The 17,155-nt window shown below is 43.1% G+C and carries 20 protein-coding genes; 14 read left to right on the top strand and 6 right to left on the bottom strand.

Annotated elements, in window-relative coordinates; all coding sequences use genetic code 11:
- The first annotated feature begins 131 nt into the window (after positions 1-131).
- The 11 genes from ACHUFI_RS14275 (at position 132) to nlpI (ending at position 8,734) form a co-directional block, all read left to right on the top strand.
- Complete coding sequence (locus ACHUFI_RS14275; RefSeq protein WP_394250236.1) at positions 132-875, top strand: siderophore ferric iron reductase; 744 nt, start codon at positions 132-134, stop codon at positions 873-875.
- A gap of 200 nt (positions 876-1,075) precedes the next feature.
- Positions 1,076-1,702, top strand: coding sequence for a PepSY-associated TM helix domain-containing protein (locus tag ACHUFI_RS14280; protein ID WP_394250238.1), 627 nt, complete (start codon positions 1,076-1,078; stop codon positions 1,700-1,702).
- A 30-nt stretch (positions 1,703-1,732) separates the two neighbouring features.
- Positions 1,733-2,251, top strand: coding sequence for a DUF2271 domain-containing protein (locus ACHUFI_RS14285; RefSeq protein WP_394250240.1), 519 nt, complete (start codon positions 1,733-1,735; stop codon positions 2,249-2,251).
- A 76-nt stretch (positions 2,252-2,327) separates the two neighbouring features.
- A complete protein-coding gene (locus ACHUFI_RS14290) occupies positions 2,328-3,164 on the top strand; it encodes a DUF4198 domain-containing protein (RefSeq protein ID WP_394250242.1) in 837 nt (278 codons plus the stop codon).
- Positions 3,165-3,233: 69 nt separating this feature from the next.
- Positions 3,234-3,566, top strand: coding sequence for a hypothetical protein (locus ACHUFI_RS14295; RefSeq protein ID WP_394250243.1), 333 nt, complete (start codon positions 3,234-3,236; stop codon positions 3,564-3,566).
- Positions 3,563-4,147 carry a DUF6162 family protein gene (locus ACHUFI_RS14300; protein ID WP_394250245.1) on the top strand — a complete coding sequence of 195 codons (585 nt, stop codon included), beginning with the start codon at positions 3,563-3,565 and terminating at the stop codon, positions 4,145-4,147. The genes ACHUFI_RS14295 and ACHUFI_RS14300 overlap by 4 nt, the downstream gene beginning before the upstream one ends.
- 21 nt (positions 4,148-4,168) lie before the next feature.
- Positions 4,169-5,089, top strand: a complete 921-nt coding sequence (locus ACHUFI_RS14305; protein WP_394250247.1) for a metal ABC transporter solute-binding protein, Zn/Mn family — start codon at positions 4,169-4,171, stop codon at positions 5,087-5,089.
- Positions 5,089-5,817 carry a metal ABC transporter ATP-binding protein gene (locus tag ACHUFI_RS14310; RefSeq protein ID WP_394250249.1) on the top strand — a complete coding sequence of 243 codons (729 nt, stop codon included), beginning with the start codon at positions 5,089-5,091 and terminating at the stop codon, positions 5,815-5,817. The genes ACHUFI_RS14305 and ACHUFI_RS14310 overlap by 1 nt, the downstream gene beginning before the upstream one ends.
- Positions 5,817-6,692, top strand: coding sequence for a metal ABC transporter permease (locus ACHUFI_RS14315; protein ID WP_394250251.1), 876 nt, complete (start codon positions 5,817-5,819; stop codon positions 6,690-6,692). The genes ACHUFI_RS14310 and ACHUFI_RS14315 overlap by 1 nt, the downstream gene beginning before the upstream one ends.
- Positions 6,693-6,694: 2 nt before the next feature.
- Entirely contained in the window at positions 6,695-7,576 is an 882-nt protein-coding gene (locus ACHUFI_RS14320; RefSeq protein WP_394250253.1) for an ABC transporter substrate-binding protein, read from the top strand.
- 213 nt (positions 7,577-7,789) lie between these two features.
- Positions 7,790-8,734 carry a lipoprotein NlpI gene (gene nlpI, locus ACHUFI_RS14325; protein WP_394250502.1) on the top strand — a complete coding sequence of 315 codons (945 nt, stop codon included), beginning with the start codon at positions 7,790-7,792 and terminating at the stop codon, positions 8,732-8,734.
- A gap of 249 nt (positions 8,735-8,983) precedes the next feature.
- Here nlpI and ACHUFI_RS14330 read toward each other — a convergent pair whose 3' ends face one another.
- Positions 8,984-9,334, bottom strand: coding sequence for a DUF3316 domain-containing protein (locus ACHUFI_RS14330; protein WP_394250255.1), 351 nt, complete (start codon positions 9,332-9,334; stop codon positions 8,984-8,986).
- 442 nt (positions 9,335-9,776) lie between these two features.
- Positions 9,777-9,968 carry a DUF2986 domain-containing protein gene (locus ACHUFI_RS14335; RefSeq protein WP_394250257.1) on the bottom strand — a complete coding sequence of 64 codons (192 nt, stop codon included), beginning with the start codon at positions 9,966-9,968 and terminating at the stop codon, positions 9,777-9,779.
- A gap of 96 nt (positions 9,969-10,064) precedes the next feature.
- Here ACHUFI_RS14335 and ACHUFI_RS14340 point away from each other — a divergent pair, with 96 nt between their 5' ends.
- Together ACHUFI_RS14340 and ACHUFI_RS14345 are read left to right on the top strand one after the other, a co-directional pair.
- Positions 10,065-10,583, top strand: a complete 519-nt coding sequence (locus tag ACHUFI_RS14340; RefSeq protein ID WP_394250259.1) for a GNAT family N-acetyltransferase — start codon at positions 10,065-10,067, stop codon at positions 10,581-10,583.
- Positions 10,583-10,984 (top strand): nitrous oxide-stimulated promoter family protein, encoded by a 402-nt coding sequence (locus ACHUFI_RS14345; protein WP_394250261.1) that lies wholly within the window; start codon positions 10,583-10,585, stop codon positions 10,982-10,984. Before ACHUFI_RS14340 ends, ACHUFI_RS14345 begins: the two co-directional genes overlap by 1 nt.
- 3 nt (positions 10,985-10,987) lie before the next feature.
- On the opposite strand, the gene ACHUFI_RS14350 is transcribed toward ACHUFI_RS14345, so the two are convergent.
- Positions 10,988-12,373, bottom strand: coding sequence for an MATE family efflux transporter (locus ACHUFI_RS14350; protein ID WP_394250263.1), 1,386 nt, complete (start codon positions 12,371-12,373; stop codon positions 10,988-10,990).
- 51 nt (positions 12,374-12,424) lie between these two features.
- Here ACHUFI_RS14350 and ACHUFI_RS14355 point away from each other — a divergent pair, with 51 nt between their 5' ends.
- Positions 12,425-13,324: a helix-turn-helix transcriptional regulator gene (locus ACHUFI_RS14355; RefSeq protein WP_394250504.1), complete on the top strand. Its 900-nt coding sequence runs from the start codon at positions 12,425-12,427 to the stop codon at positions 13,322-13,324.
- 15 nt (positions 13,325-13,339) lie between these two features.
- Here the strand turns inward: ACHUFI_RS14355 and ACHUFI_RS14360 are convergent, their stop codons facing one another.
- From ACHUFI_RS14360 to ACHUFI_RS14370, 3 genes are all read right to left on the bottom strand, one after another.
- Positions 13,340-14,026, bottom strand: coding sequence for a Crp/Fnr family transcriptional regulator (locus tag ACHUFI_RS14360; RefSeq protein WP_394250265.1), 687 nt, complete (start codon positions 14,024-14,026; stop codon positions 13,340-13,342).
- An 84-nt stretch (positions 14,027-14,110) separates the two neighbouring features.
- Positions 14,111-15,331: an EAL domain-containing response regulator gene (locus ACHUFI_RS14365; RefSeq protein WP_394250266.1), complete on the bottom strand. Its 1,221-nt coding sequence runs from the start codon at positions 15,329-15,331 to the stop codon at positions 14,111-14,113.
- Position 15,332: 1 nt separating this feature from the next.
- Positions 15,333-17,009, bottom strand: a complete 1,677-nt coding sequence (locus ACHUFI_RS14370) for a response regulator (protein WP_394250268.1) — start codon at positions 17,007-17,009, stop codon at positions 15,333-15,335.
- Between the last annotated feature and the right edge of the window lie 146 nt (positions 17,010-17,155).

Below are 17,155 nucleotides of genomic sequence, written 5' to 3' on the forward strand. Positions count from 1 at the left end.
CTTTGAAGCCGTTGCATGGTATTCCTGCAGCGGCTTTTTTGGGTTTTAAATTTGCGGTTAACTGATAATCATTTGCAATAAATGTTAAATCATTTAATCTTATGTAAAATTTATAACTAATTGTTTTATTGATGAATACGTCCTTTTCTTTTGACCTGCTTTTTGAATACTCTCAAGCCGTTAGTCCATCATTAGTGGGTAAGTTAGGTTCTATTGCTGAGCCTTTAGCCTCAACGATTACGTTTGATCACGCTTGCAGTGCCGATCTTAAAGGTGTGTACGATACGATTTCAAAATGCTCTCCAGAAGCCAAACAAGCCTATTGGCTGACAAGAACCTGGGATCTTTTAAGTTGGCAGCCTATCTACATTTCGTTTATCTCAATATACGGTTGTAATGGTTTACCTGACATAAAGGGGATGACTCAGCAGATCAAAGGAGACTTTATTGCAGGTTATCAGATTAATAGTGAAAGCTACCGACAAGGCAGTCATGAAAGCCTGATACAACTTGCTGCCAAAGACCTCAATGACATGTTTGAATTTTATAGAGATGAAATTGGGCATTGGACGCGCATTCGACCGGGTTTTACTCGTTTTCTGTTCGCCGATGCCATTCTTAATTGCATTGTAAAAATACAGCACTTCAAGCCTGATGTACCTAACGAATATTTGATTCAACAAGCGAAGCTATGGATCGATGCCGCGAACTTACCAGTAACGGCTTTGCAGGGGTTGAAGGTAAACCCGCAAAACAACACTTTGCAGCTGGTACGAACAAGTTGTTGCTTAGTATATAAATGTGAAGGTAGGGAACTGTGCGGGGATTGCCCTAAATTAGAGAGTAATAGGCAGGTATTTACCAATGCATGTTAGAAAAGGCTGAATCTTGGTCAAACAAACATGCCTAGGCCTTCAGCTTGTTCTAGTAACATCAGAGTAGAAATAAATTTTAATGAGCCGCCATTTAGGGCGGTTTTTTTACATTCGAAACAAACGTAAACAATGTAAATTAAATGCCAATACGAATGATTATCACATAAATTAGCGTGATAATTTATTGGGTATTCTTGTTTATGTTCTTAAAAAACAGAGCTGCACAGCTTTGGGCTCGCCGTCTTCATATCTACATCTCTATGGCATTACTCTTGGTGACATTATTTTTTTCTGTCACGGGAGTCACTTTAAATAGGCCAGAACTTTTTGAATTGACCCAACCCCGAATTGACCAATTTGAGTTCACTCTTCCACTTTCTGTATTTAATCGAGAAGGCGGGAAAATCACCCCCGATCGTCAACATTTGCTAAACGCACTCAGTGAAGCGGGTGTTTCCGGTATGCCTTCGAATCTAGATATCTACACAGAGTACGAAGATGGAGAGTTAGTGATAGGGGAAGTCGCGCTAGATTTTAAATCTCCGGGTTATAACGCGGCTGTTTTCATTGATATGACCACGCAGATTGCAGAAGTAGAAGCGACAGATTATGGCCTAGTTGCCTTGCTGAACGATCTTCATAAAGGGCGGAATAGTGGTGAAGCGTGGAAGTGGTTCATCGATATCACGGCATTACTGATGGTCTTTTTTGTGCTTACTGGCGTCTGCTTACTACTACCAAAAAAGAAAACCCTAATGACTTCCCTAAAGTGGACTCTGTTAGGAACGACAGTGTCACTCGCAATATTTTTTGTTGCCGTTCCATAACAACAGATTACCTAAGATGAGAAAAGACTAATGAAAATACCAGCTTTGAGCAAAGCGTTGTTGGCGCTTTCCTGTGCGCCTTTGTTGGCGTGGGCAAAACCTTTACCAGACTCTGCCCGTTTGGATATCCAGTTTGAGCTACCCAAAATTGAAACGTCTATGTATGCCCGTCCTTACGTTGCGGTATGGATTGAGGACAGTAAACGTAAGCCGGTTAAAACGATTGAGCTGTGGGTAGGAAAAGATGAGTGGCTCAAGGACTTACGTAGCTGGTGGAGAAAGGTTGGTCGTTATGACCGTGAATTGGTTGATGCAGTCACTTCGGCGACACGTCCAGCTGGCCAATATCGTTTTGTATGGGATGGCACCAACAATAACGGTGAGCGCTTAGAACAAGGCGATTACACCTTACATATTGAAGTAGTTCGTGAACATGGTGGTCGAGACTACCTAAGACAAAAGATAGCGCTATTTGAAGTGGCGAACTCATATGTGATCGAACCAACCAATGAAACAGGGAACATCACGCTCGACTATCAAATTAAGTAACTGGCTCACTAGTGAATTGGAATCGCATTTTAAACTCGGAAGGGTGCGGTATCTAGCGATAAATAATGGAATTGAAATGATGAAACAAAAACAATTGAAAGCGCTGACATTAGCTGGCGTAGTCGCTTTAGGCTTAGCAGCAACGACAACTGCGCAGGCGCATCCGCGCTGGGTTCTTCCTTCGCACTTTACCGTTTCGAAAGAAGGGGGGGATTGGTTAACGTTTGATGTGACGGCTTCTCACGGTACGTTCGTATTCGACAAACCAGCGGGCAGTGATAAAGCTTTTGTCGTAATGCCTGATGGACGCAACGAACGTCCGAACTTTGTTGTTAAAGGTAAGCGTCGCTCGATGTTTGACTTCTACTTTGTAGAGGAAGGTACGCATAAAGTCGCGATCAATAATGAGCCTACGTACTACACACAATATAAAGCGGGTCGCAGAGACACGGTGAAGTGGGTTAAAGCAAACAAAGCGGAACGTGCTGATATTGTGCCAGAAAAGGCTCGTGACATTGTAACGCAGATCAGTTACACGCGTGCAGAAAGCTACATCACCGTTGGAAAACCAACTGAAAAAGCGTTGGAGATCGAAGGTAAGTTGTTGGAGATGAAGCCCGTGACTCACCCGGCAGACATTATTGAAGGCGAAGAAGTGACATTCCAATTTTTCTACAACGGAAAACCTCAACAAGGCGTGACCGCTGAAATTACTCGTGAAGGAACACTTTACCGCAACCACCAAGAGCAAATCGACGTAATCAGTGACAAAAATGGCGAAGTAACGTTCACGCCAGACATTGCTGGTCGTTACTTGATGAAAGCAAACTTTAAAGGCGAATTAGAGAATCATCCGCTTGCTGATAAGGCAAGTGTGAACGTTCATCTAACATTTGAAGCTTTGCTTCAATAAACGACACTCAAATTAATCCAAATTAGGGCTCGGTTTGAGCCCTTTGCTGTCTTTCACTGGAACTTAACAATGAAAAAAACAAAAAAAACATTGGTACTACAAGCGAGCATGGGCGTGGCGTTTGGGATGATTTCGCTTCCTGCGCTTGCACATTTCCCACTAATGGGATGCTGGTTCGAAAGCGAAAAAGTGATCTGTGAAGCTGGGTATTCAGACGGCAGTTCTGCCGAAGAGTACGCGGTTCAAATGTTCGACTACGAAGATAACCTCATTGCTAAAACGATGACAGACAAACGTTCTATTGCGGAGTTTGAGCATCCAAATACCGATTTTTATTTGGTGTTCGATGCGGGACACGAAAGCCCTGTTGAAGTTGATATCGTTGAGATCAGTGAGAAATGATGATTCAAAGAGTTCGCTCAGACAGTGGAAGTCGTGAAGGGAAATGGGTTGGCTTGATCATAGCGTCAGTTCTATTGTTCGCGACCATCGCTATCCCGTTTCATCAAGCGGGTTCCGGTGTGCAAACGGTTGAAGCGCACCAATTGTTGATCACGGATATTGAACAAGAAAACCTCGCGATGATAGCGGAATTACGTTTGGCTCATGAAGAGATTAGGGACTTATACGCTGAATCCCAAGAATTGAGTTTCGATCAGAATAAAAATTGGCCGGTAATTGAAGCGTTACAATCCGATTGGATCGCGCCGTTTGTTAAAGATCAAAGCTGGAAGCGTAAAGGTGAACATGAGTGGCAGAACGTCGCACCTGGAATGTATGTAGGGTTCCCTACGCACTTAAACTCTGCGCAGCCGATATTACTAGACAGTCGCAAAGTGGCTGCCGATATATGGATTAATGTGTCGGCCTCAGAGCAGCTAGAAAACCAGTTAATCGCGTTTGAATTTGAAAAAGGTAACTTGATTCGTCAAGGATGGAAGCAAGTGGTCATGACGGCCAATAACGACACACATTCACACTAATTCTAATAAGAGACCCCTTATATGCGTAAGATTTTGCACTTTGCTGCGCTTTTGGCAGTGTTCGCGTTTCCTGTGAATGCTGTGGCTAAAGAAAAACTGTCAATTGGAATTACATTACAGCCTTACTACAGCTATGTGAAAGCTGTCGTTGGTGACAAGGCGAAAATAGTGCCGCTTGTCGATGCTGGTTTCAATCCCCACAACTATTTACCTCAACCAAATGATCTAAAACGTCTTAACCAGATGGATTTGATTGTTGTTAATGGTATTGGTCATGATGACTTTGCTTTGAAAGTGATCGACGCTTCTCAACGAGACGATCTAATCGTCATCAAAGCTAACAAGGAAGTGCCACTACTGCCGGCAATGGGTCAGTCTGTTGGTCAAGGCGCGGTGAACCCGCATACGTTTGTAGGGTTATCGACCACGATCCAAAAGGTTTACACCATTGCGAATGAGCTGTCTGCTATTGACCCTGATAACGCCAAATACTACCGAAAAAACGCTCGTCGTTACGCGAAGACGTTTCGACTAATGAAGCGAGATGCGATGGCGTCTTTAGGGCAATTGAACACTTCAGGAATGAAAGTTGCGACGACACACAATGCTTATGGGTACATTTTACAAGAGTTCGGTGTTGATGTGGCTGCGGTTATTGAACCTGCACATGGAGTTGAACCAAGCGCCAGCCAACTACAAGGTACCATCGAGAAGATCCGTCAATCTGGTATTGATGTACTTTTCTACGAACTCAACATGCCGAATCGGTTTGTCGACACGATTGAAGCAGAGACAGGTGTGCAGTTGTACCGTTTCTCTCACATGACTCATGGTGAATATGAAGCAGAGAAAGTAGAAGTCGAAATGAAAGCCAACTTGGACACTTTGATCGAAGCAATGAAATTCGCCGCTGGAAATCAAACCAAGCAAGGTGACGTGTAATGATTGGGCCATCAGTTCAGGTAAACGCACTCACACTAAAATACGATGACAACATCATACTTGAAGGCATCTCTACAGTTTTCGATGCCGGAAAATGTCATGTGATCATGGGGCCGAATGGAGGAGGTAAAACCTCGCTACTTCGTTCGGTTCTGGGACTCACGCCTTTCGAAGGAGATGTCGAAATTCATTGGCCAAGTAACGCAAGCATCGGTTATGTGCCTCAAAAGGCAACCTTTGAAGCAAGCTTACCACTTACCGTTATGGACTTTGTGTTGCTTAATCAAACTCGAATGCCTTTATTTTGGCGAAAGCAAACCAAGCAACATCAGTATGCGTTAGAACAGCTAGACAGAGTTGGTATGGCAACACGTCATGATCGCCGTATGGGGCAACTTTCTGGGGGAGAGCAGCAACGTGTACTGTTTGCCCAAGCATTACTAGATAACCCAAGTTTATTGATACTCGATGAACCTACGACGGGCATGGATGAACAAGGTGTTCGCTATCTAGAGTCATTGATCACTGAGTGCGTATCGGAAGGCAGAACGGTGTTAGCTGTGCACCATGATGTGTCTGCTGTTAGGCGCCTTGAGGCGAATGTACATGTGGTGAATCGTTGTTTAGTCGAAAGCGGCTATCATCGAGACGTACTCCACCCATCAAAGATAGAAAGCTTATTCCAGCATTACACGTCGGCTGCCGTCGCATCGAAGGAGGTGGCGTAATGGATTGGTTGAGATCAATGGCATTGAACTGCGTCGAGGCTGGGTTGCTGAGCGAAAGTTTTTCATATGCGTTTATGGTTAACGCGTTAGTCGCCGCGTTATTGTTGGGCCCGTTGCTCGGTGGTTTGGGCACATTAGTGATAGCGAAGCGGTTGGCCTTTTTCTCAGAGGCGGTAGGACATGCTGCATTAACTGGTATTGCAATCGGCGTACTGCTTGGTGAGCCGCCAGAGAACCCAATCATTGGTTTGTTTAGTTTTTGTATGATCTTCGCACTGCTGCTCCATTTTGTGCGAAATCGAACTAATGTTCCTTACGACACGCTTGTTGGGGTGTTTCTTGCGCTGGCCTTGGCGGTTGGAGCCGCACTACTTATGTATGTGGCGCGGAAGATAAACATTCACATGCTTGAGAACGTTCTGTTTGGTTCAATTCTAACTGTGACAGATCAAGACTTAGCCATCTTGGCACTAAGCTGTTTACTCATAGTGCTATTACTTATCCCAACGTTTAACCGAATCCTGCTGACCTGCATAAGCCCAGATATCGCGAAAGTCAGAGGTTATAACACCAGCTTCTATGATTATTTGTTTGTCATGATGATCACTTTAGTCACTATCGCAGCTGTAAAAATTGTCGGTGCGGTATTAGTGGGGGCGTTGTTATTGATTCCCGGTGCGACAGCGCGTTTGTTAACCAAAAGGATGGGCAGTTTTGTTTTACTGTCAGCCTTACTGGCGACTATCGCTTGTTTAGTTGGAACTGTACTTCCTATGGAATTAGAACTGCCAGTACCTTCGGGCGCGTCAATCATTATTGTTTCAGCGACATTCTTTTTAGCTGCAACCATGTATCGAATCATCAGAAAGGCATAATCATGAAACGTTCTTTGAAGAAGACCATCAAGGCTATATCTGTCATTGCAGTGTTTGGTTTTAGTGGAATTACAGCGGCTAAAGATATATTAACCAGTACACCTGTCACTTATGCAATTGCCTCTGAACTAATGAAAGGTACTGAGGTGACAACGCAATACCTTCCGCCAAAACGTTATGGCATCGAAAGGCTCCCTAATTGGTTCGAATCCAAAGGCAGTAAAACAGTGGCAAAAGCCGGGGAAAGTGCCACTGTTGCTATTAGCATTAGTTCGGTTTGGCAAGCGGATCCGACGTTCATTTATGCGAGGCAAGGGAATATTCGTCTTGTCGAAATTGATGCCGCTCAAGCATTAACGCCGAGAGCGCAAGGGGTTGCTGCATTGTCATTGAATGATGGTTCGATTTCTAAGTATTCTTGGTTGAATCCGACTAATTTGATACGAATGTCTTCCATTGTTGCTGACGACCTGAAAAAGCTTTGGCCTGAACATTTCGTTGTGATTGACGCTAATCTTCAACGAATGATGTTAGAAGTACGAGAACTTATCAATGTTCAGCAAGATACAATATTTGAGAATGACATTGATTCAGTAGTATTGCTTTCTGAAACGCTAGAGGATTTTGTTTCTGGAAGTCAGCTGTTTGTCGCTGATCGCTTCTTTGATGCTGAATTGGAATGGAGTGAAACACAAAAACAACACCTTAAAGCCCAGTTCACTGAAGATGAAACGTTATGGCTCGTGACGTCAAGGAAACCATCGAAACTACTGCTTGAACTCGTGCCTAATCATCGAATCTTAGTCGTTGATCCGATTGATCGTTGGGGTTCAAAAGGTATAGATAGCGTTAAGCCTTTTGAACGTTGGCAAATTAATCTCTAAAAAATGGGGCAAATAGTGTTAAGTCGGATATATCATCGGGATTGTCCGACTTTTTTATTAATATCGACTAACGGAATTTCACATTCGTTGATCTCTCACTTTTAATGATAAAAAAGTCAATAAATGTCGCATTGATTAAAAAGTGTGCTATAAAGGGGCTTGAAATTACTCCTTCCATATGAAGTTTTAGGAGTATAAGGGAGAGATATGATGGTGAAATGGCGTAAGATTTTTAGTGTAAGTATACTGGTTGCGATGACAGGATGTAGCTCTGTTAGCTCGGTAAAAACTGATGTAAATCATGAGGACGAGCACAATCCAGTATACCCGGCTATGGCCGTGCCATTGCAGCCTAGAGTTCAGAATGAGGTTCAAATAGCAAAGTTGAGCCAACTCCTTCACCACCCTGAAATTAACGATGAATTACGTGCTAAAGCGCTTTATGAGCGTGGTTGTTACTACGACGAACTTGGGCTGAGAGATCTTGCTAAGATTGATTTTGTCCAATCGCTAAAGATTAATCCTGCACAACCTGAAATTTTCAATTTACTTGGTCTTTATTTCACTCAAATTGGCGAGTTTGATACCGCCTATCAAGCTTTTGACTCAACTCTAGATCTTGACCCTCAGAATCAACAAGCCGTCTATAATCGTGCAGTCGCGCTTTATTATGGTGGTCGAACTACCTTGGCACTTGAAGACATGGTGACGCACTACAACCAAGATCCTAATGATCCGTTTCGAGTGTTGTGGCTATCAATCATGGAAAGCGAACTTGATGAGCAAACCGCACTTGAGAACTTAAGAGCGAGAAGCTTGAATCATAATGACGATTGGGGTTGGGTGCTTGTTGGTATTATGCTTGGAGATATCTCTGAGGAAGAGGCGGTTAATAGAGTCATGGAAAGCACGCAGAATAACGTAGTAATGGCTCAGCGTTTAACGGAAGCGTATTTCTATCTAGGTAAACGTTATATTGCCGAGGGAGACACGGCTCGTGCATTGTCTGTATATAAGCTAGCGATTTCGTTGAACGTATTTGATTATGTTGAACATAGCTACGCATTTATTGAGCTAGATAGAATCTTTAAAGAGTACAAAGCAAGTCGAAGCCTTCAAAAATCTGAGCAAAACTTGGTTAACGTTCGTTTTAACTAAGTTACAGCTTTACTCTCTTCGAGTATTTCCAACACATATAAACCCAAAAGGTGAATAACCAGCGCATGTACGAGTTATTCACCTTTATTTTTACGATGTTCAGGGTTTTCATTTATTCGTTTAACTTGGCTATAACTGTTTAGCCAGATGTTTGGTCCATGTGCTTGATTTAAAAAATTAAAGTATTAATCGCACTAAGGTAATATCAGTTACAACCGGCGTTTTCTATCTCTCCTTTCTTGTCAATCCTTAGTCGTTGCCATTTTCAATCTCTTTATAGTGATAGTCGACATCGACAACAGCACGATATTCAATGCTTCCGCGAGATACGACATTTTCTTCGATTTTCACTCTCGCGTTATCAATTGTCATGCTGCCACTTACAATGTCACCACCAGTTTTGTTCAATTTCCAACGTAATTCACTGTCACTCGCAGTTTCAAGTGACTCATACATATTAAAGCCAGCGTCCATTGCATCCGCTTTAGAACTGAAGGCATCAGTCATTAAAGTAGAGCTTGTGTGTATGGTATTGCGGGGCGCTGCAGATATGCTAAAGGCAACAAGTAGACCACACGCTATAGCTATTAATGTTTTCATAGTATGTCCTTACACTTTGGGTATCGTTCGAGACAACGAAGAGCTTAGAGGAACCTACTGATCATTATCAGGAAAACGATCTGATAGTTATTTCAACTTAACTATTTTGTTTAGCGAAAAAACCACATCAATTGTTGTGATATGACGCTCATTATGAACTTGTAATCACACTTTAAAGTTAGCATTTAATTGATTCATATCAAGCTATGAAACTTTGCATTTGCATAAAAAGTTTTTCTAAACTAGTAGGAAAAATTATATGATTTTTTGAAATTTTTTCGCGACTAAAAATTAGTGATTAATAATTAGATACTTGACGAAAAATAAGAGTAGGGAAAGAAGTTAAGAGACAAAACCAAATTTATTTGAACATAAAAAAATACCAGGCAATTAAATTGGCTGGTATCTCTTTAGAATCGATAGAGCAGGTGAGGCTAGCTGGTTAATCAGCAGATGTTTGCTCACTAGCGTCTGTGTTTTCTGTTAATTGTTCAGCATTTTGCGCTTCTTCAGCTTCCATCTTTGCACGTTCGGCTTTGGAAATGTAACGCGGTTTGTTACTTTTATGCAGCTTAGAGTTCGCTTTCTTTTGTTTCTTCTTTAGGATCTCGTTGATTTTTTTCTTACGGTTCATTGCTGCATAGCCTTGTAAATGGTTTAGGCGGAGGAGGATAATCATTTTGGCGTTAGAACTCAATGATTGAAACAAGTTTCTAGTAGGAAAAACACGATGTACGAGACTAAGACACAACGATTAACTCTTAGAATGCCGACCAAAGAAGATGCCCATTTTATCCATGAGCTATATAGCGGTGATGACTTCTATCAGTTCATCGGTGACAAGGGTATTTCAACTCCGCAAGCCGCCCTCGATTATATCCAAAATAACATCCTTCGTATGCACGCGAGTAAAGGTGTCGGTTTACTTGTTGTGGTAGAGCGCGCGACCAACAAAGCTATTGGTGTTTGTGGCTTGATCAAACGTGATAGCTTGGATGCTTACGACATAGGTTACGGCTTTCTACCTAACGAGTATGGGAAGGGATACGCCTACGAATCTAGTCAGGCAATTATTGAGCAAGCGAAGCATAATCCTGATATTGATCATATAGTCGCGATTACGACTTCTGATAACATTCGCAGTATCAACCTGCTTGAAAGGTTGGGTTTTGGGTTCGAACGAATAGAAGAAAAACTTTCGGAAACGACAACCCTTAACTTATATGCGTTATCGTTAGGAAACACTTGATGTTCAAACACAATGATATTTTAAAAGGTGGACTCGCGACGGAATACAAAACCGTGATAGCCATGGTTCATATTTACTGTCGAGATCATCATCAAAAGACGCGTTTAGAGGGCAACCTTTGTAAAGAGTGCCATGAATTGCTGGTATATGCAGAAACTCGCTTAGATCGCTGCCCATATGGTGAAGCAAAGCCAACATGCAATAAATGCCCGATTCACTGTTATAAGCCTGAGCCGAAAGAACACATGCGATTGGTGATGCGCTATTCAGGGCCTCGTATGCTTTTAAAACACCCAATATTAGCGGTACGTCACCTAATTCATGAAAAGCGTACAGTTCCAGTAAAACCAGAAAAGCACGCTTCAAACAGACACCAAAGAATGAATCAATATAATAACTAAAGGCTAGGCAGTAGTTGTCACGGTAAGGTTGTTGATCCAGTGGCGACTAAAGTAGCGATGCGAACACAGTCCTAGCTTTACCACTTCTTCGACTAGCATAAGCCCATAAATATATTTGAAATCCCAACCCGCGATGAAAGCACAGTAAGCACACACTGGAATTCCAATCATCCACATCGCGATAAAGTCCATACGCAGACAAAACGCATTATCACCACCTGAACGCAGTACCCCGTTGATTATCACCATATTGAGCATTCGGATCGAAATAGCGCAACACATAATCATCATTGCTGGTGAGGCAAGAGCGTAAAGCTCAGGTTGGTTAAGGTTAAGCCAATCTAAAATCGTCTCTCTATTCAGGAACAAAATCGTACCGACACCAATCCCAAAAAGCAGCACGGCCTTGATGAATACCATAGCCATATCCATCGCTTGAACGAATTCGTCTCGCCCGAGTGAGTGGCCAAGTAATACAGAGCAAGCGACAGAAATCCCAAAGAATACGGAATAGCACAAAGACTCAAATGGCCCAAGCATCGAGAATACTGCGAGCTCGGTCGTTCCCATATGCCCAAAAATCATTTGGTAAGCCATAGTGCCAACCGCCCATAACACTGCGTTTAACGTTAAAGGCAGTGCCAAACGTCGATATGCTAGCCAAAGAGACGGGCGATCCATTGAGCTCTCACTGACAATCAACCAGTGTTTTTTTGCGCGCATATAGCTATACATCAGCAACACTTGGATCAGACGAGAAAGTGTCGTGGCTAATGCCGCGCCCGCCACGCCCATAGCTGGGATGCCAAACATGCCTTTAATGAGTACGAAATTTAGCGCGATATTCAGCACTATTGTCATACCACCAAGTAACAATGGCGTAACCGTGTCACCTGATGAGCGCATACTTGCTTCAACTACAATGACAAGGTGTGTCAGAAGTAGAACAGGGAAGCCATACCAAAGATAAGTCGTACCAAGTGAAATGACGCTTTCATCACTGGTTTGCAAGGTCATTAATAATTCTGAGCCTAAGGTGATGATTAAAGTGACTGGTAGTAATACCTTTAGGCCAAACCGTAGTGCAAGAGAGGTGACTGTCTTGGCACTTCGTTGATCACCTTTACCCCAATATTGCGCAACGAGTGTTCCGTTTGCTGCCGCTAAGCCAGCCATGATCATGATTGCAACAAAATGCCATTTTGATGCAATTCCCACAGCGGCTGTTGCCTCCATGCCAAAATCACTCACCATGAGAACATCGGCTAGTGCTAGAATAGCCACAAGCGCGCTTTGCAGTGCAACAGGCAAACCGAGCTTGACTATTCTAATTAGAATAGACTCTTGGTGAGTGTTGTTAGTGTTTTTTGGAATAGTGTTAGTGGCCATAATAGCTCCTCAATTGGCCGTAAAATATAGTGGCTAGGTGTAAATATGAACATGTGTGAAAAACAACAAAACCTGTGCAAATCCGTCATTGATCGAATGAGGCCTAAGTCAGAGTGGTATGATGAGGTATTTTTGGCGGAGTCATGCAAGGAACGATTCTTAACCACCGATGAGATTCCAGAACTACTGGCCAAGAATGTTTTTATGGGTGGATTAGCGGAGCTTAGAGAAACGTATTATGTCGAAAGGCAAAGTGTTTCCGTCCACACTTTACTGTTTACGCAAGAGGGCGGCGGGATACTAACCACCAGCGAAAAGGTTGAACTCATCGAACCGTATAGTTTGGTGATCTTACCCTCCGAAACGCCCTTTCGTTTTGAGCTTAACCCTGCGATTGGCCATTGGAAGATGGCTTGGGTACTTCCTTATGACACGGAAGAGTGGCAATTTTTACGTGAGTTTGGACAATGCATTGTCTCATTCAATGAAACCGAACAGGTTTGGTCGCTGTTGAATCTCATGCATGCAGAAATCAATGGGCGAACTAGTTTTCGCAAGTTACTTGTCAGTGAAATTATCCGGTTACTAAGCGGTTTCGAACCAAAATCAACAGGTTCATCGGCAAGGGTGCAGGCATTATTCAATGAAGTAGAAAGTCAGCTGCATTTGCCTTGGTCGGTCAGTGGAATGGCAGGAAAAGTCTATATCAGTGAAGAGCAGCTCAATCGAATATGTAAGTCTTTATTTGGATTATCACCCAGAAGTAAACTGATTCACTTGCGAATGGACAAAGCGGTGAGCTTACTTAACCAGCAAGAATGGTCGATTTCGATGATATCCCAACGTCTCGGCTATAAAGATCCGTATAATTTCTCTCATCGATTTCGTAAGCATTTTGGGCAGTCACCAAGCCAGTACCGTAAAACCAAACGGTTATCAAAATCAAGTTGATCGGCTGGCCTGTACTCAAACTTGAAGGTGAGTTGTGAGCTTTGCGACTCTTTGTTGGAGTGCGTCTAACTCTAGTAGGTGGATACTGCCCCTTTCTAGGCTCACTTCACCTTGTGCTTCTAATGCTTTTAGCACTTCGTTTAATCTTGGTCGCGAGATTCCAGTAATTTGACTCAGTTGTTTCTGCGAGATGTCGATCTTTATTAGGCTACCTTGCACGGAAGGTAAGCGCTGTGCGATCTGTAATATTGAAAATACGACTCTAGATTCTCGGTCATACAGAGAGCAAATTTGTGCTTGAATCCAGTCCTTCTGCACTTCGACGGTACTGTAGTAAAGCCATTTATAGACTTCATGGTTGGCTTGGGCGAGTTTATCTACTTTCTCTTTAGGGAAATAAAGAAAGCTGATCGGTAGGATTTCATCAAGTGTTGCGTTAAACGAGATGTCTGAAGACATCAGTGTCCCACCAAACCACATGCCAGACCCAACTAGCCCGGCATTCATGGTATTGGTTTTGTCTGCAGAGAAGGTGACTGACATAATCCCTTGCGTAACATAAAAAACGCCACCCTGCTGTGCGCGACTATTTGGATTACGCTTAGGTACGCCATTCACTTCAATCGCACATTCAAGCAATAAGGCTTTGATCTCTGCACTTAACTCACATGGCCATTTAATATCGTAAGAAAAACGTTTCACTCAACTACTCACCTTGCATTATTCGCTATAGTGTAACGCGTGCGCTTAACGAGATTCAATCGATGCTTTCTATAGCTCGCAATTTTAGGCGGTAAGCAAGCTCCTCGGTTTGATGTTGGCCTTGGTTATAAAGTGCTGTTGGCACAGTTGTGAAAATTGGTCGCTACTTTTTGGTCTGGCAAGGTAATAGCCTTGAAGTACATCACAGCCTAATTGGACAAGTTTTTTAGCTTGGTCTTGTGTTTCGACACCTTCTGCGACGATTTTCAAATCCAGACTTTTGCCTAATGCAATAGCGCATTTAATTGCCGCTAGGTGCTTGTGGTTATCTAACATTTTATTGACGAAGAATTGGTCTATCTTCAGTTCGGTAAACGGGCTTGAGATCAATAAGCTGAGAGACGAGTGCCCGGTACCAAAATCATCAATAGAAATCGACACCCCACGCATTCTTAGGCGGCTCGTATTTTCAAGAGATCGTGCTAAGTCAACGGACAATTCAGTTTCCGTCACTTCTAAAGTCAGCCTGTGAGGAGGGAAGCGAACTTCATCGATGATTTGTAAGACTCTATCGGCAAAGTCTGGTTTACCAAGATCAGACGGCGTTACGTTAACCGAAACATTGAGTGGCCAACCATTACTTAGCCAAGATGCGGCTACTTCAATGGATTTGCGTAGCATTTGACAAGTTAGCTGGTAGCTGAGCCCCATTGATAAAAGTTTATCCAAAAAATGGATCGGAGTGAGTATGCCTAACGTGGGATGATTCCAGCGAATCAACGCTTCTGCCCCAACAATTTTTCCACTTTTCGCATCAAAATGGGCTTGGAAGAAAGGCTCAAATTGCTCATGAGTCAAAGCCTGTCGAATTTCATGACCATCGATATTTGAGAGGGGCTGACAGCGGGATGTTTTTAGCAATTTGTTTTGAATGAGCTTGTCGACAAGCTCTGTTACTTGAGCACGCTTTAGCGGTTTGACGAGATTGGTAACTTGCTCAAGGCCGTACGATTTGGACATATCCACAACGGCATTTTGTACGTCTTCCGCTGCACTACTGGTAAAGATCAAAGGCGTTTGAATGCTTTTTGAAGCGAGTATTCGGGCAAATTCTACGCCATCAAGTTCAGGCATGTACAAGTCGCAGAAGATCACATCGGGGCGTTGCAATGAAATTTGCTCTAACCCTTCTTTACCATTGGTCGCAGTGGTAATGCTTGCGCTACAGATGGACGAGAGCATTGAAGTAAGTACCTTTCTTTGAAAAGGGTCGTCTTCAATGATTAGAATGTGGCAGATATTCATATTAAGCGGCGACCCCCGTTGGTACGGCTAAGTCAGCATAGTCGAGCTGCTGGGCAAGAATTCGGCTTTGATTGGCGAACTCTTTGCTTTGGATAAATGGACTGTCATGCATTTGATCTTTGCAGCGAATCGCTAAATGTATGACATCTCGCTTGCTCCAATTCTGTGGCCATGCACGTGTTAATACCCCGATCAGTAGTTTCGGTATATCGAGATCGGTGTATTGGGTATCCATTGCTCTGGCAAGTAATGTGGATGCTTTCTCGAAGTTTTTTTGTTCGATAAGGCGCAGCGCATCTTGCTTGAGCTTCAAAGACGCTTCGCGCATTCTCTGAACTTTGTTTCGCCACTGGGAAAGGTAGGCGAGTAATGCTTTATCTTCAGTCGTGAAGGGATCACTTTTCAACTCGATATTAATCACTTCAGAAAGCGCTTGGTATTCATCCTGTTTACCTAAAAGTAGAAAAACGCGTGATAACTCTATTCGCTCTAAAAGCGCAGGTTGGTAGTCTTCGATCTCTTTGGTGTAGCTTTGGTATTCTTGCAAAAGCTGACGACCTTTGATGATATCCCCACGCAATATATTGCCACGAGCAAAGATCAATAATTCCAATGACTTGTATTGCGCTCTAGGAAACTTCGCACGCCAGCTTTCCGCCCATTTACTCAATGTCGACAGGTGGATCGCACGCTTATCTCTTGGTGAAAATTGCGCTTGGTCAAGGACGAGCTGAGCGCCAAGTTGGTACATGTCGACGGATTCTCGAAATGAGTGACGAGACTCCAGTATCATGTTTTTGCAGCTAGTAATTGCGTTTGGCAGGTCAAACAGAGCCATGTTGAGATACACCTTAAGGCGGTGTCTCTGAATCATCTTAGGTGAGATCTTAATGGCGCGATCAATGTCTTCGCGTGCGCGGTCAAATTGAATCTGGGCGACGTTAATTTGTGCGCTTAGCTCAGCAGCAGATGCCGCATGGAACGGGTCTTTATGCAAAGACTTCAACAGAAACAACCCCTGCTTGTATTGCCTTTGCTTAAGTGCAATTCGAGCGAGATTCAACGTTACTTTTCCGTTCTCACTGCTGCCTTGTAGATTGATCAGAACGTTTCGTGCGTCATCTAATTGGTTTAAGGCCATCATAGACTCTGCTTTGATACGTTCACTTAAGACAATGATGTCGTCTTCTTGATAAAAGGTTTCGTCGACTTTGGTGATGACGTCTTGGTGATTGCCTTTGTCAAAGCTCACAAGAAGATCTGACAGAATGTGCTTTTTTCTAATGAATCCAGGCAGACGCTCTTTGAGAGTCGAGTAGTTAAGTGGTTTTAACAGGTAGCCATCGGGGTTTAATTCCATAAACCCACGGACAACGCCAGTGGTAGCATCACCAGTCACAATGATATTGACACAATCCGCAGGCAATAACCCTCGAGTTTGCAGTTCATCAATCAGTTGGAAGCCGTTCGCTTTGTCTCCAAGGTTGTAGTCAAAGAAGATCAATCCATATTGATTGATTCGGCAACGGGAAATAGCTTCGGCGGCGTCTTGCGCAAAATGAAGCAGTTCGGACTTATAACCGAGCTTTTGGAGCATTCCTTTCGCAGCCGTTCGGTACATGGAGCTGTCGTCAACAATCAGTACCGGTCGTGAATTATCAATATGTTTAAATGGCATGGATTAACATCGCTATAAATTGAATCATGGCTATTATTTACAATTTATATACAGAAGTCTGTTCCCTAAAGAACAGAACTGCGCGAATTTATTAATTATACTGAATGCAATTCCTATTGGTGTAAGTTGATAAATTGCAAATGGCT

Origin of the sequence: Vibrio profundi (assembly GCF_043642225.1) — a bacterium.
In the GTDB taxonomy this organism is placed as follows: Bacteria; Pseudomonadota; Gammaproteobacteria; order Enterobacterales; family Vibrionaceae; genus Vibrio; species Vibrio profundi_A.